The sequence below is a fragment of the Telluria mixta genome, from assembly GCF_029223865.1.
Lineage (GTDB): Bacteria > Pseudomonadota > Gammaproteobacteria > Burkholderiales > Burkholderiaceae_D > Telluria > Telluria mixta.
This window is the reverse complement of the sequence record NZ_CP119520.1, coordinates 2,461,828-2,474,442: the sequence shown is the minus strand read 5'-3', so window position 1 is coordinate 2,474,442 and position 12,615 is coordinate 2,461,828. Positions and strand designations below refer to the sequence as shown.

8 protein-coding genes are annotated in these 12,615 nt (G+C 66.8%); 3 read left to right on the top strand and 5 right to left on the bottom strand.

Annotated elements, in window-relative coordinates:
• Positions 1 to 83 precede the first annotated feature (83 nt).
• Positions 84 to 1,172, top strand: a complete 1,089-nt coding sequence (locus P0M04_RS10995) for an alpha/beta fold hydrolase (RefSeq protein WP_259450526.1) — start codon at positions 84 to 86, stop codon at positions 1,170 to 1,172.
• 37 nt (positions 1,173 to 1,209) lie between these two features.
• Here P0M04_RS10995 and P0M04_RS10990 read toward each other — a convergent pair whose 3' ends face one another.
• Complete coding sequence (locus P0M04_RS10990) at positions 1,210 to 2,697, bottom strand: APC family permease (protein ID WP_259450525.1); 1,488 nt, start codon at positions 2,695 to 2,697, stop codon at positions 1,210 to 1,212.
• Between the two features lie 183 nt (positions 2,698 to 2,880).
• Here P0M04_RS10990 and P0M04_RS10985 point away from each other — a divergent pair, with 183 nt between their 5' ends.
• Complete coding sequence (locus tag P0M04_RS10985; RefSeq protein WP_259450524.1) at positions 2,881 to 3,378, top strand: RrF2 family transcriptional regulator; 498 nt, start codon at positions 2,881 to 2,883, stop codon at positions 3,376 to 3,378.
• 85 nt (positions 3,379 to 3,463) lie between these two features.
• On the top strand, positions 3,464 to 4,657 hold the full coding sequence (locus P0M04_RS10980; protein WP_259450523.1) for a globin domain-containing protein: 1,194 nt from the start codon (positions 3,464 to 3,466) through the stop codon (positions 4,655 to 4,657).
• Between the two features lie 29 nt (positions 4,658 to 4,686).
• On the opposite strand, the gene P0M04_RS10975 is transcribed toward P0M04_RS10980, so the two are convergent.
• The 4 genes from P0M04_RS10975 to P0M04_RS10960 form a co-directional block, all read right to left on the bottom strand.
• Positions 4,687 to 5,553 (bottom strand): head GIN domain-containing protein, encoded by an 867-nt coding sequence (locus P0M04_RS10975; protein WP_259450522.1) that lies wholly within the window; start codon positions 5,551 to 5,553, stop codon positions 4,687 to 4,689.
• Positions 5,554 to 5,671: 118 nt separating this feature from the next.
• On the bottom strand, positions 5,672 to 6,787 hold the full coding sequence (locus P0M04_RS10970; RefSeq protein ID WP_259450521.1) for an NADH:flavin oxidoreductase/NADH oxidase: 1,116 nt from the start codon (positions 6,785 to 6,787) through the stop codon (positions 5,672 to 5,674).
• Positions 6,788 to 6,848: 61 nt separating this feature from the next.
• Positions 6,849 to 7,835, bottom strand: coding sequence for a succinylglutamate desuccinylase (locus P0M04_RS10965; protein WP_259450520.1), 987 nt, complete (start codon positions 7,833 to 7,835; stop codon positions 6,849 to 6,851).
• 3 nt (positions 7,836 to 7,838) lie between these two features.
• A complete protein-coding gene (locus P0M04_RS10960; protein ID WP_259450519.1) occupies positions 7,839 to 12,596 on the bottom strand; it encodes an NAD-glutamate dehydrogenase domain-containing protein in 4,758 nt (1,585 codons plus the stop codon).
• Positions 12,597 to 12,615 lie beyond the last annotated feature (19 nt).

Sequence of the window (12,615 nt, the reverse complement as noted above, 5' to 3'; positions counted from 1 at the left end):
AATGCGCAGTCCATGCCATCGCGCCTGCCGGCCCGGGCCCCTCCCTTTACACTGCCTGCACATCACGCATAAGGAGAACGGAAATGAAGCGGATCTGGATCTGGGCACTGCTTGCCATCGCATGCGCGGACGTGCGCGCCCAGGACGATGCGAAGGCACAGGCATGGACGCAAGCCCGCGCCATCGTGGCGGACCTCGATAAAATCGTCGCGCCGCACGGCGTGCAGGAATCGTACAAGACGCGCATCGGCGGCATCGACCAGTGGCTCACCGTGCGCGGCCAGGAGCGCGACAACCCGATGATCCTGTTCGTGCACGGCGGCCCCGCGGCGCCCGTCACGCCGACCCTGTGGCAGTTCGAGCGCCCGCTCGAGGAATACTTCACCATCGCGAACTGGGACCAGCGCGGCGCCGGCAAGACCTATGGCGAGACGGATACCGCGCAGGTTGCGGACACGATCCGCATCGACCGCTACGTCGACGACGCCATCGAAGTGGCCGAGCACCTGCGCCAGCGCTACGGCAAGAAGAAGCTGATCCTGATGGGCCACAGCTGGGGCACCATCGTGAGCATGAAGGCGGCGCTGAAGCGTCCGGATTTATTCTATGCCTACGTCGGCATGGGCCAGGTGATCAGCGTGCGCGAGAACGAACGCATCAGCTTCGACTACGCGCTGGAACAGGCGAAACAGCACAAGAACGAGGAAGCGCTGCGCGACCTGCAGTCGATCGCGCCCTACCCCGGCAACCAGCCGATCACACGCGAACGCATCATCGTCGCGCGCAAGTGGCCGCAGTACTACGGGGGCCTGAGCGCCTACCGCAGCGAGTCGGCCTATTACTTCGACGGCCCGCGCCTGTCGCCGGAATACGATGCGAAACAGGTGAAGGACATCGACCAGGGCAACCTGCTCACGCTGGGCCGCATTTTGCCGGAGTTCGTGCAGGTGGATTTTTCGAACGTGAAGGCGTTCCCGATCCCGGTCGTGATGTTCCTGGGCCGGCACGATTACACGACGCCGACGGCGCCGACCGAGGCGTGGCTCAAGCAGGTGAAGGCGCCGTCGAAACAGGCTGTGTGGTTCGAGCGTTCGGCGCACATGGTGCCGTGGGAGGAGCCGGGCAAGACGCTCGTCAGCCTGCTGACGTATGTGAGGCCGCTGGCGAAATAAGACCAACGGCATAAAAACGTAGGCGTTCGCGGTCAGGTCAGTGCGTCAGCTCTGCCTGTGCCGCATCGGCCTTGTTCAACCGGCTGTTGCGAATCCCGTAACCGAAATACGTGAGAATGGCGACCGCCATCCAGATGGCGAACACGGTATAAGTCGTGCTCGACAGGCCGCCGACGAGATACAGGCAGGCGAGAATCGACAGCCCCGGCACGAGGCAAGGCCCGAACGGCACGCGAAAGCCCTTGCGGCCCGTCTCGCCCTGCTTGCGGCGGATGACCGGCACGGCGATCGACACGACCATGAACGCGACCAGCGTGCCCATGCTCACCATGTCCCACAGGAAGGTCGAGTCGACGAGGCCCGCCACGGCGCCCACGGCGATGCTGACGATCAGCGTGTTCGTCACCGGCGACTGCGTGCGCGGATTCACGGTGCGGAAGGCCTTCGGCACCAGGCCGTCCTTGGCGATGGCGTACAGGATGCGCGTCTGGCCGTAGATCGTCACCAGCGTCACGGAAAACACGGAGATCACGGCGCCGGCCGACAGCACGAGCGCCGGCCATGCCTTGCCGGTCACGTTCTGCAGGATCACGGCGAGGCCCGCTTCCTGGCCCGCGAACATCGACGCCGGCTGGGCGCCGAGGGCCGCGATCGCGACCAGCATGTAGAACACCGTGACGATGCCGAGGGCGGCGAGGATGCCGATCGGGACGTCGCGCGTCGGGTCCTTGACCTCTTCGCCGGCCGTGGCGATGGTGTCCAGGCCGATGAATGAGAAGAACACCGTGCCCGCGGCCGCCGTCACGCCGGCCAGGCCGCCAACGCCCTTGCCGTCCGCCGGCCAGACGAACGGGTGGAAGTTGTTGATGTCGAAGCCGGACAGCGCGATCGCGGAAAAGAACACGAGGATCGCCAGCTTGATCAGCACCATGATGGCGTTCGTCGTCGCCGACTCCCTGGTGCCGCGGATCAGCAGCACGCAGCACAGCACGACGAGCAGGATCGGCGGCAGGTTGATGTGCCCCGTGTGGAATTCGACGCCGCCGTTCTTGCCCGCGACGACCAGCGGCGAGCGCAGCGCATCCGGAATCTGCCAGCCGAGCGCGTTCTGCAGGAAGTTATTCAGGTAGTCCGACCAGCCGATGGCGGTTGCGCTGGCGGCGAGGCCATACTCCAGCAGCAGGCAGGCCGCAACGATGAACGCCGCGAACTCGCCCACGGTGGCGTAGGCGAAGGAATACGAGGAGCCGGCGGCCGGCACGCGGTTGGCCAGTTCGGCATAGCACAGCGCCGTGAGACCCGCGGTAATGGCGGCCATCAGGAACGACAGCACGACGGCCGGACCGGCCTTCGGCACGGCTTCCACCATCGTGAAGAAAATACCGGTGCCGATGGTGGCGCCGACGCCGATCATCGTCAGGGGAAACAGGCCCAGCGAGCGGCCCAGGGCGTGGGCGTGGCCGTCTTCGAGCTTGGGCTCGGATGTCTTGGTGCGAATGAGCTTTTGGCCCAGGGTCTGGTTCAAGGCGTCGTCCTCTTCGCGCGGGTAGCGCTGTTGTGTATCCAAAGTCCGCGATTATAGGGCCAGTTCCGTGGCAGCTTTCACTGCGGTAAAAAAATACTTTCTTTAAACATGCATTTTTAATGCAGATTTAGGTAGAATACGCCCAAGAAGGTAGAATACGCTCGTAACCACTGAGCTTATCCGATGCGACTCACCCGATTCTCCGATATTGGCCTGCGTGTCCTGATCTATCTGGAACGGGCGGGAGAACGTCCGCATCCGGTGACCGTGGCCGAGATCGGCAAGCAGTTCGACATCCCGCTGAACCACTTGGTCAAAGTGGTCGGGCAACTGGCCAAGCTGGGCTGGGTGCAGGCGACGCGTGGACGCAACGGCGGGCTGCGCCTCGCCGCCGACCCCGCCACGCTGACGATCGGCCAGGTGCTGCGCAAGCTGGAAGGCGAAGAGGACGAGCTGGTCGACTGCGAGGGCACGGATTGCGCGCTGAAGATGGATTGCCAGCTGCGCGGCATGCTGCGCGCCGGCATGCGGGCCTTCTACGAGGCGATGGACCGCTACACGCTGGCCCACGCCACGGCCGGCAGCACGGGCGAACAGGTCGTGCGCATGCACCGCATGTTCTGGGATGGCGCGGCTGCGAAAACCGCCATGGCCCTGCCCGAGCCGGTGAGTGAGGAGTAACTTTAGTATTGATGGCAAGCCCGCCGTGCGGGCCTTTTTTTGAATCTTAAATCTGCATTTTAAATGCATAATTAAAGGAACCACCATGATTTCGGAAGCTTCCCGCCCCTACATCGATGCCAGCGTCCCCGTCCTGCGCCAGCACGGCCTGACGATCACCAAGCTGTTCTACACGAACATGCTGGGCGCGCATCCTGAACTGACCCGCATCTTCAACATGGGGAACCAGGCCAGTGGGGCGCAGCAGCAATCGCTGGCATCGGCAGTGTTCGCGTACGCGGCCAACATCGGCAATCCGGGCGCGCTGGGTCCCGTCGTCGAGCGCATCGTGCACAAGCACGTGTCGGTCGGCATCCGCGCCGAGCACTACCCGATCGTCGGCAAGCACCTGCTGGAATCCATCGCCACGACGCTGGGCGACGCCGCCACGGCACCGCTGCTGGACGCCTGGAAGGAAGCGTACAACTCGCTCGCCAAGCTCCTGATCGAAGCGGAAGCGAATTTGTACAGCACGGCCGGCATCCAGCCGGGCGAGACCCGTCCGATGCGCGTCGTAGAAGTCAAGACGGAATCCGTCAACGTGCTGTCGATCCGTTTCGTCCCTGCTGACGGCAAGCCGGTCCCCGCGTTCAAGCCGGGCCAGTACGTGAGCGTCGCCGTCGACCTGCCGGGCGGCCGTCACCAGCTGCGCCAGTACAGCCTGTCGGATGCGCCGAATGGCGAAAACCTGCGCATCTCGGTGAAGCGCGAGGACGGCGTGGCCGACACGCCAGCCGGTGAAGTGTCGAACTGGCTGCACGCTAACGTGAAGGTCGGCAGCACGCTGCAGGTGTCGCACCCGTTCGGCGAATTCCTGCCGGAGACGGAGGGCAACGCGCCGCTCGTGCTGCTGTCGGCCGGCGTGGGTGTCACGCCGATGGTGTCCGCGCTGAAGCGCGTGGCGCAGGTGAATCCGCAGCGCCGCGTGATCTTCGCGCACGCCGCACGCGACGCCGGCCATCACGCGCTGCGCGTGGAAGTCGACGCGCTGCAGGCCGCGATGCCCAACCTGTCGGTCGTGACCTTCCACGAAGATGCACGAGGTGCTGCAGGCGTCATCGAAGGCCGCATGGACGTGGCCAAGCTGCCGACATGGCCGCGCGAAGAAGCCGAAGTGTACCTGTGCGGTCCGCACAAGTTCATGCAGGCCCAGTGGCTGGGCCTCCTGAACGCGGGCGTGCCGGCCGGCCGCCTGCACCGCGAGGTGTTCGGGCCGGAGCTGCTCGACCATCTGCTGTAACGAGAAAGCCGGCCTTCGCGCCGGCTTTTTTAATTCACGACCTGGATGAGCTTTCCGCTCACGGTCCGCTGCGACGGGTTGCCATAGACGCGGATGCCGCCGGAGCCGCCGTTCTGCGCGACGAGCGACTGGCGCACGTGCGCGGTCATGCCGCCCGATCCCGTCGACGACAGGTCCGCCTGCTCGCTGACGAGATCCGCCAGGTCAAGGTGGCCGGAACCGTTCGAGCGTGCCGCCAGGCTGCTCACCGCGCCCGTCACGCGCAGCTGGCCCGAGCCGTTCAGGTTCGCCGTCACGCGTTCTCCCTGCATGCGGCCCGCGACCACGCGTCCGGACCCGTTCAGGGACAGGTTGCCGCCGCCGCTCTGCAAGGTCGTCGCGTCGATGCTGCCCGAGCCGTTCTGCGTGACATCCAGGCTGGATACGCGGCCCGTCAGCAGCACCGATCCCGATCCCCGCCCTTCCACCACCAGCGGTCCGCCGTTCAGGTCCTGCACGGACAGGTGACCGGACCCGTCGTGACGCACGCTGGCGAGCCGCGGCACGGTATAGGTCACGCGCACAGGGTTATTGGTGCGGAACGAACGCTCCTTCTCGATGACGAGGCGGTCGCCGCGCAGCTCCGTACGGATGAACGGCAGCAGGTTGCTGTCCGCCTCCACGACCAGCGAGGTGGCCGGGCCCACGCGCACGTCGACCGTGATCGTGCCGTTCACCTCCAGCGCCGGCACGGTGGCGATCGTGCGCTCGTCGCGCGCCGGCAGGCCGTTGCCTTCGATGGAATCGCTGGAGAATGGCGTGCGGACCTGGTAGTCGCCCTCGCCGCCCGGCGCGACGATGATGGCGCAGCCGCCGAGGATGGCGCAGGTGATGGCGATGGCGAGTGAAGTACGCATGGTGGATGGCCTTGTTGTTATTGACCATGCCACTGTAGCAAGGGCATCCGGTGCCGTCCGCCTGCGTGCGACGGACGGCGTAAAACGCGGAACGAACGGAGGAATTCCGCGACGACCGTCAGCGCTGGCCCAGGCGCGTATCGCCGAACAGATGCTTGTGTTCGTGCGGCTGCGAGCGCCAGTACTGCGGCGGCGCGCTGACCGTCGCACCCAGTTCCGCCGCCGCATGCCACGGCCAGCGCGGGTCGTACAGCATCGCGCGCGCCAGCGCCACCAGGTCGGCCTGGCCCGTCTGCACGATGGTCTCGGCCTGCTTCGCTTCCGTGATCAGGCCCACGCCGATGGTCGGCATGGGAGTGTTCGCTTTGATGCGCGCGGCGAACTCGATCTGGTAGCCCGGACCGACGGGGATCTTCTGGTGCGGCGACACGCCGCCGCTCGACACGTGGATGAACTGGCAGCCGAGCCGCTCCAGTTCCTGCGCCAGCACGAGGCTCTGTTCCAGGTCCCAGCCGCCATCGACCCAGTCACTGGCCGAGATGCGCATGCCGACCACCATCTCGGGCGACACGGCCTCGCGCACGGCCTGGAACACCTCGAGCGGGAAGCGCATGCGGTTCTGCAGCGAGCCGCCGTATTGATCGTCGCGTCGATTCGACAGCGGCGACAGGAACTGGTGCAGCAGATAGCCGTGGGCGCCGTGCAGTTCGATGGCGTCCAGCCCCAGCGCATCGGCGCGGCGCGCGGCAGCGACAAAACCGTCCTTCACGCGCTGCAGGCCGGCCGCATCGAGCGCCAGCGGCACGGTCTCGCCCTCCGCATGCGGGAGCGCAGACGGCGCCACGGTCTGCCAGCCGTCCGTATGGTCCACCGGAAGATTCGCGCCGCCATGCCACGGCACTTCGCTCGACGCCTTGCGGCCCGCGTGCGCGAGCTGGATGGCGATCTTGATGGGTGCATGCTTGCGCATCGCATTGACAACGGGCTCCAGCGCGGCCGCGTGCTCGTCGGACCAGAGGCCCAGGTCGGCATAGGTGATGCGCCCCTCCTCCGTCACGGCGGTCGCTTCGATGATGAGCAGGCCGGCACCGGACAGCGCGAGGTGGCCGAGGTGGATCATGTGCCAGTCGGTGGCGTAGCCACGGTCGGCGGAGTATTGGCACATCGGCGCGATGGCGATCCGGTTGGCCAGCTCGAGCGGGCCGAGCCGGATCGGAGAAAACAGCTTGCTCATGGGTACACACTCCCCTTTGCGGTCAAAGGGATAGTCTAGCGCGCATGAGAAAAACGCGCTTTCAGCCGGCGCGCACCACCATGATCCCTGCCCGCAACCCCACGCGCACATCGGGATTCGGAAACACGACGCACTCCTCGTCGTGCTGAACGGTATAAACGGTATCACCGTCGCGCGCGATCACCTCGCCCTTTTTCAACGGCGTGAAGTTTTCGGTATCGCGTCCGAAGCTCATGGTGAACGCATCGGACAGCTTGGTGATCGACTGGGCCGTGTCGAACACGATGGGCTGGTTGCCGCCCGCCTGCGCCTGCCCGCGCAGCAGACCGTCCAGGGCCGAGGCCATGGCCGCGAACTGCGACAGATCGTTCTGCCCCAGCGTGCCGATGCGCCCCAGTTCGACGGTCGTGCCCGCGGCCCCGTGCCGCTCGGCCGTCCACCAACTGTACGTGCCGGCCGACGCCGGGTTCATGATGACGGCTTCGATGCCGCCGAGGCCCAGCCATTCGATCAGCTCGCGGCGGGGAGTCTCCGCGATCAGTTCCGGCACGATGGCGAAGCGCGGATAACGCGAGCCGCGGATCGCCGTGTGCAGGTCGAGGTGCCAGCGGCGTGGACCGCTGCTTTCGAAGAATGCAGCCGTGGCTGCGATCAGCGTGTCCGCGCGGCCTGCTTCGAAGGTGCCGGCGAGATCTCCGCGCTGGTCGCGGAACATGCGGTTCAGGTCCGCGTCGATGAAGCGCTTGCCGGCCGCGATGGCGTCGATGTTCCCGACGCAGAGCATCAGGTCCACCGCGAGCTCGCCCGGCGTGCGCGACAGGGCCTCGATGGCGTAGGCCACCATCTCGATCGGCCCCGTCTCGTCGCCGTGCACGCCCACCGACAGCAGCACGGCGGGACGCTCCGGCATTGGTGTCGCCGTCTTCACGGTCAGCACACCCTTCGCAGGCTGGCCGACCGTGAAGCCGGCTTGCGCGAAGCGGGCGGCTACCTCGCCGAAGTCGCCTTCGGCCAGCGCCCGGATTTCCTTCGGTAAGGTGGCCGCCATCGCTTACGCCACGTTCGCGACGGTGGTGGCGACGGTGGACGCCGCGGTGCCCGATGCGATGCGGTCCGGGCTCGAGCCTTCCGACAGCGACCACACGGCCAGCATCGCCTGCTCCAGGTCCGTCGGCTGGACGTAGCCGGCCGACAGCCCCATCGCCGCGGTCAGCTCGCGCACGGCCGACTGCATGTCGGATGTGGAGCGGCTTGCCGCCAGCACTTCCGTCAACAGGCGTTGCTGCGTGCGGCGCAGGGCCTGCAGCGCGTAGTTGCGCAGCTGTTCCTGCGACTTGCTGGTGGCCGGCAGCTTGAGGCCGCGCTCCAGGGTGTCGATGCCCGCCTGCTCGCGCAGGAGCATGCCGACCCGCAGGAACTCGGCCAGCGACATGCCTTGCGGACGCTGGACGGAGACGGCCGCGAACAGGAACGCGGCCAGCGATTCGACCGTATCGACGGCCTTCCACGCCTGCACGAACGACGACGACAGGCCGGCGTGGCTGTCCGCTTCCGATTTCGCCGGCATCAGCTGGCGCAGTTGTTCCGGCTGGGCGAACAGGTTCGACAGCTCTTCCATGCCGCCGGCACCGGCTTGTTCCGCCGGCAGCGACAGCACGCCTTCGATCACGGTGCGCAGCATCACGCGGGTGCGGACGTCGACGGTCTGCGACACGTCGCGCGGCACGACCAGCGCGTCATGGTCCAGTGCCTCGAACACGGGCGCCAGGTGCAGCGCGGCCCAGGCCTGGCCCCACGCTTTGACGACTTCGGCGTCGTCGATGCGGTGTTCCAGCGCCAGGTCGCGCAGCATCAGCGGACCGCAGCGGTTGACCGATTCGTTGGCCAGCACGGTCGCGAGGATCGCGTTGGCCAGCGGGTGTGCCAGCGGATCGCGCGTGGCGACCAGCTGCGCCGGGAAATACGGGCGCAGGATGGTCTCGGCCCACGGCTGTTCCGTCAGTGGCAGCGCGGCGAGGACGCGCTTGAAGCGGTTCTTGACGTTGGCGACGACGACGGCCAGTTCCGGCGTCGTGAGGCCCAGGCCGAGCGCCTTGCGGCGCTGCAGTTCCGTCTCGCCCGGCAGCTGTTCCAGCTCGCGCGACACGGCGCCTTCCACCTCCAGGCTCGCGATCAGGGCAGCGTAGCCGTCGACGACCGCGCTGTTCGTTTGCGCCTGTGCCTCGCGCACCAGCAGGTGCGTCTGCAGCGTGTTGTCGCGCAGGACCAGCTTCTCGATATCGCCCGTCATCTCGGTCAGCAGGCGGTTGCGTTCGCCCTCGTCCAGCTGGCCCGCGTTGACTTCGGTGTCGAGCCAGATCTTGACGTTGACTTCGTGGTCGGAGCAGTCCACGCCGGCCGAGTTGTCGATCGCATCCGTGAAGATGCGGCCGCCGGCCAGCGCGAATTCGATACGGCCGGCCTGCGTGGCGCCCAGGTTGCCGCCTTCCGCCACGACTTTTACGCGCAGCTCGTTGCCGTTGACGCGGATGTTGTCGTTGGCGCGGTCTTTCACCTGCGCGTGGGTCTCCGTGGAGGCCTTGATGTAGGTGCCGATGCCGCCGTTGTAGAACAGGTCGACCGGCGCCAGCAGGATGCGGTGCATCAGTTCTTCAGGCGTCAGCGACGTCTCTTCGATGGCCAGCGCGTCGCGCACCTGCGGCGACAGCTCGATATGGCGGGCCGTACGCGGGAACACGCCGCCACCTTCCGAGATCAGGTCCTTGTCGTAGTCCTCCCAGGAACTACGAGGCAACGCGAACATGCGCTTGCGCTCGTTGAACGACACGACGACGTCCGGATTCGGGTCGAGGAAGATGTGGCGGTGGTCGAACGCGGCCAGCACTTTCAGCTGGCGCGACAGCAGCACGCCGTTGCCGAACACGTCGCCCGACATGTCGCCCACGCCGACCATCGTCACCGGGGTCGTGCTCATGTCATGGCCCATCTCGTAGAAGTGACGCTTGACGGCTTCGAACGCGCCCTTCGCCGTGATGCCCATCTTCTTGTGATCGTAGCCGTTCGAACCGCCCGATGCGAACGCGTCGCCCAGCCAGAAGCCGCGCGAGACGGCGATGCTGTTGGCGATGTCGGAGAACGTCGCGGTGCCCTTGTCGGCGGCGACCACGAGGTACGGGTCGTCCTGGTCGTAGCGCACGGTGTCGTTAGGGGGCACGATCTCGCCGCGCACGCGGTTGTCCGTCACTTCCAGCAGGCTCGCGATGAACAGGCGGTAGACGGCTTCGCCTTCGGCCGCCACGACGTCACGCGCCGCATCCTTCGGCATCTGCTTGCAGACGAAACCGCCCTTCGAACCGGCCGGCACGATGACGGCGTTCTTGACCATCTGCGCCTTCACAAGGCCCAGCACTTCGGTGCGGTAGTCTTCCATGCGGTCCGACCAGCGCAGGCCGCCGCGGGCGACCGGGCCGCCGCGCAGGTGCACGCCTTCGAAGCGGCGCGAGAACACGTAGATCTCGCGGAACGGACGCGGTTCCGGCACGAGCGCCAGGTGGCTCGTGTCGAGCTTGAAGATGATCTTCTCGCCGTCGTTTTGATAATAGTTGGTGCGCACCGTCGCCATCACGAGGTCGACCAGTGCGGCCATGATTTCCTCGGTGTCGGCGTGGTTGACCTTGGCGAGACCGGCCTTCAGCGCGGCCAGCTTGGCGTCGCCCTCGGCACGTTCTTCGGCGCTGCGTTTCGGGTCGAAGCGCAGCGCGAAACCTTCCACCAGTTCCTTGACGAGGCTCGCGCGCGGGCGCAGCGTCTCGGCCATGTAGCGGGTCGAGAACTTGCTGCCGGCCTGGCGCCAGTAGCTGATGTAGGCGCGCACGAGCTGCACTTCGCGCATCGACAGGCCGCCTTCGATCGTGAGGCCGTTCAGGCGGCCGTCTTCCGCTTCGTCGTTGAACAGTGCGGCGAACAGCTCGTCCGCCACGTCGGCGACGCCGGGTTTCGCCAGCTTGGCGGCGGAATCCGCGTCGACGATCAGACTCGTGATGTAGCGGCGGGTGCCGTCGGCCGTGTCGATCCAGAAGCTCTGCTCACGGTCGATGGCGACGCCGGCGTTCTGCAGCGCCGGCAGGATGCGCGACAGCGACGGCATCGTATTCGTGGAATACAGGCGCAGCGACGTGACGCCCGCTTCATCCGTCTCGATGCGGACGGACACGTGGCCTTGCTCGCCGTTCGCGATGATCGCGTTCACGTCGCGGAAAGCGATTTCCGGTGCCGTCGCGGCCACGTAGTTCACGGGCAGCGTGGGCAGGATCTTGCGCAGCGCGTTGCGGGTCGGGACGTCTTCCACCGTGTCGGTCAGCGCCGTGTAGCGGTCATGCCAGCCGTCCAGCACGGACAGCAGCGGTTTCTGGATGTCGGTTTCCAGGTCGAGCGGATAGCGCGCGGCCTGGGCGATCAGGTAGACGCGGGCCAGCGGACCGTCGGCGACGAGGGTCTGCGTGCGCACGTCGACGGCGCCCGAGCTGTCCTTCAGCGCCTGCGCCAGCGCGGCGACGACGGCGGCGCTGTAGCGCTCGCGCGGCAGGTAGACGAGGACGTTCAGGTGGCGCTGGTACACGTCGCGGCGGGCGAAGACTTTCGCGCGCGGCTGCTTGTACAGCGAGACGACGGAGCTGCACACCTGGGCGAGCCAGTCCGGCTCCGCTTCCAGCGCTTCCGTACGCGGCAGCGATTCCAGGATCTCGAGGAATTTCTCGGCGCGGAAGCCTTCCTGGCGCACGCCGGCGATGGACAGCACTTTCGCCACGCGGCCGCGCGCGAACGGCAGGCGCGCCAGCGGCGTCGACGTGGCGGCGCGGGTGAACAGGCCGACGAAGCAGTGCTCGCCGATGGTATTGCCCTGCGTGTCGGTGTCGCGCACGCCGATGAAGTCCAGCGGCTGGTCGCGGTGCAGGGTGCCGGCCACGTCGGCCTTCACGATCGACAGCGTCTCGTCGCGCTTGGACAGGATCTCGAAGTCGCCCGGGATGTTCTGCAGGCAGGTGCCGTAGACGGGATGCGTGGTGTCCTGCAGCACGCCGATGCGGCTCGGGATGTCGCGTTCCAGCTCGCGCACGCCCGGCTTCACGAAGTAATAGGCGTAGCCGAACGGTTCGAAGCCTTCGTTCTTGGCCCAGTCGAGGAAGGCGGCGACTTCCTGACCGCCCGGGGTGCCTTGCGCGCTGGCCGCGGCGGCGACGGCAGTCATGCGGTCGGCCATGGCGACGGCGTCGCGGTGCACGATGGCGGCGTCGCGCGCGACCATCTGGATGCGCGCGACGAGTTCGGAGAGTTCGTCCTGCGGCAGGTCTTCCGCCAGCAGGCACAGGACGTAGGATTCCAGCGGCGCGCCGGTCTCGCCGACGGCGACCACGCGGCCGGCATCGTCGCGGCGCACGGGCAGCACCGTATTCAGCACGCCCGACGCGACGACGCGCTGGCGGCGCAGCGCCATCACGAACGAGTCGACGAGGTAGGGCATGTCCTCGTTCAGGATCAGCAGGGCGGTCGACATGCCGCAGCGCCCGTCCGTATAACGCATCTGCGCGATCTGGCAGCCGTCCGTCGTGCGCTGCGCCACCTGGGCGAAGGCATCCCACAGGATGGCGGCGAGGTTGCGGGGATCGATGCCGGCGAGGTCGTCCTCGTCCAGGGCGCCGATCCAGGCGCCGATCAGCGCGCCCACTTGTTCCGAGGCGTCGGCCGGCTTGTTCTCATTGACCAGCGCGAGGGTTTGTGTGCGCAGATCGTGAGGCATGTCTTTGTTCATTTTTAGCTTCTCCAAAAGC

Excerpts from the sequence above, each read along its gene's own strand:
- P0M04_RS10995 (WP_259450526.1), top strand. The coding sequence starts at position 84 with ATGAAGCGGATCTGGATCTGGGCACTGCTTGCCATCGCATGCGCGGAC.
- P0M04_RS10985 (WP_259450524.1), top strand. The coding sequence starts at position 2,881 with ATGCGACTCACCCGATTCTCCGATATTGGCCTGCGTGTCCTGATCTAT.
- P0M04_RS10980 (WP_259450523.1), top strand. The coding sequence starts at position 3,464 with ATGATTTCGGAAGCTTCCCGCCCCTACATCGATGCCAGCGTCCCCGTC.
- P0M04_RS10975 (WP_259450522.1), bottom strand. The coding sequence starts at position 5,553 with ATGCGTACTTCACTCGCCATCGCCATCACCTGCGCCATCCTCGGCGGC.
- P0M04_RS10970 (WP_259450521.1), bottom strand. The coding sequence starts at position 6,787 with ATGAGCAAGCTGTTTTCTCCGATCCGGCTCGGCCCGCTCGAGCTGGCC.
- P0M04_RS10965 (WP_259450520.1), bottom strand. The coding sequence starts at position 7,835 with ATGGCGGCCACCTTACCGAAGGAAATCCGGGCGCTGGCCGAAGGCGAC.
- P0M04_RS10960 (WP_259450519.1), bottom strand. The coding sequence starts at position 12,596 with ATGAACAAAGACATGCCTCACGATCTGCGCACACAAACCCTCGCGCTG.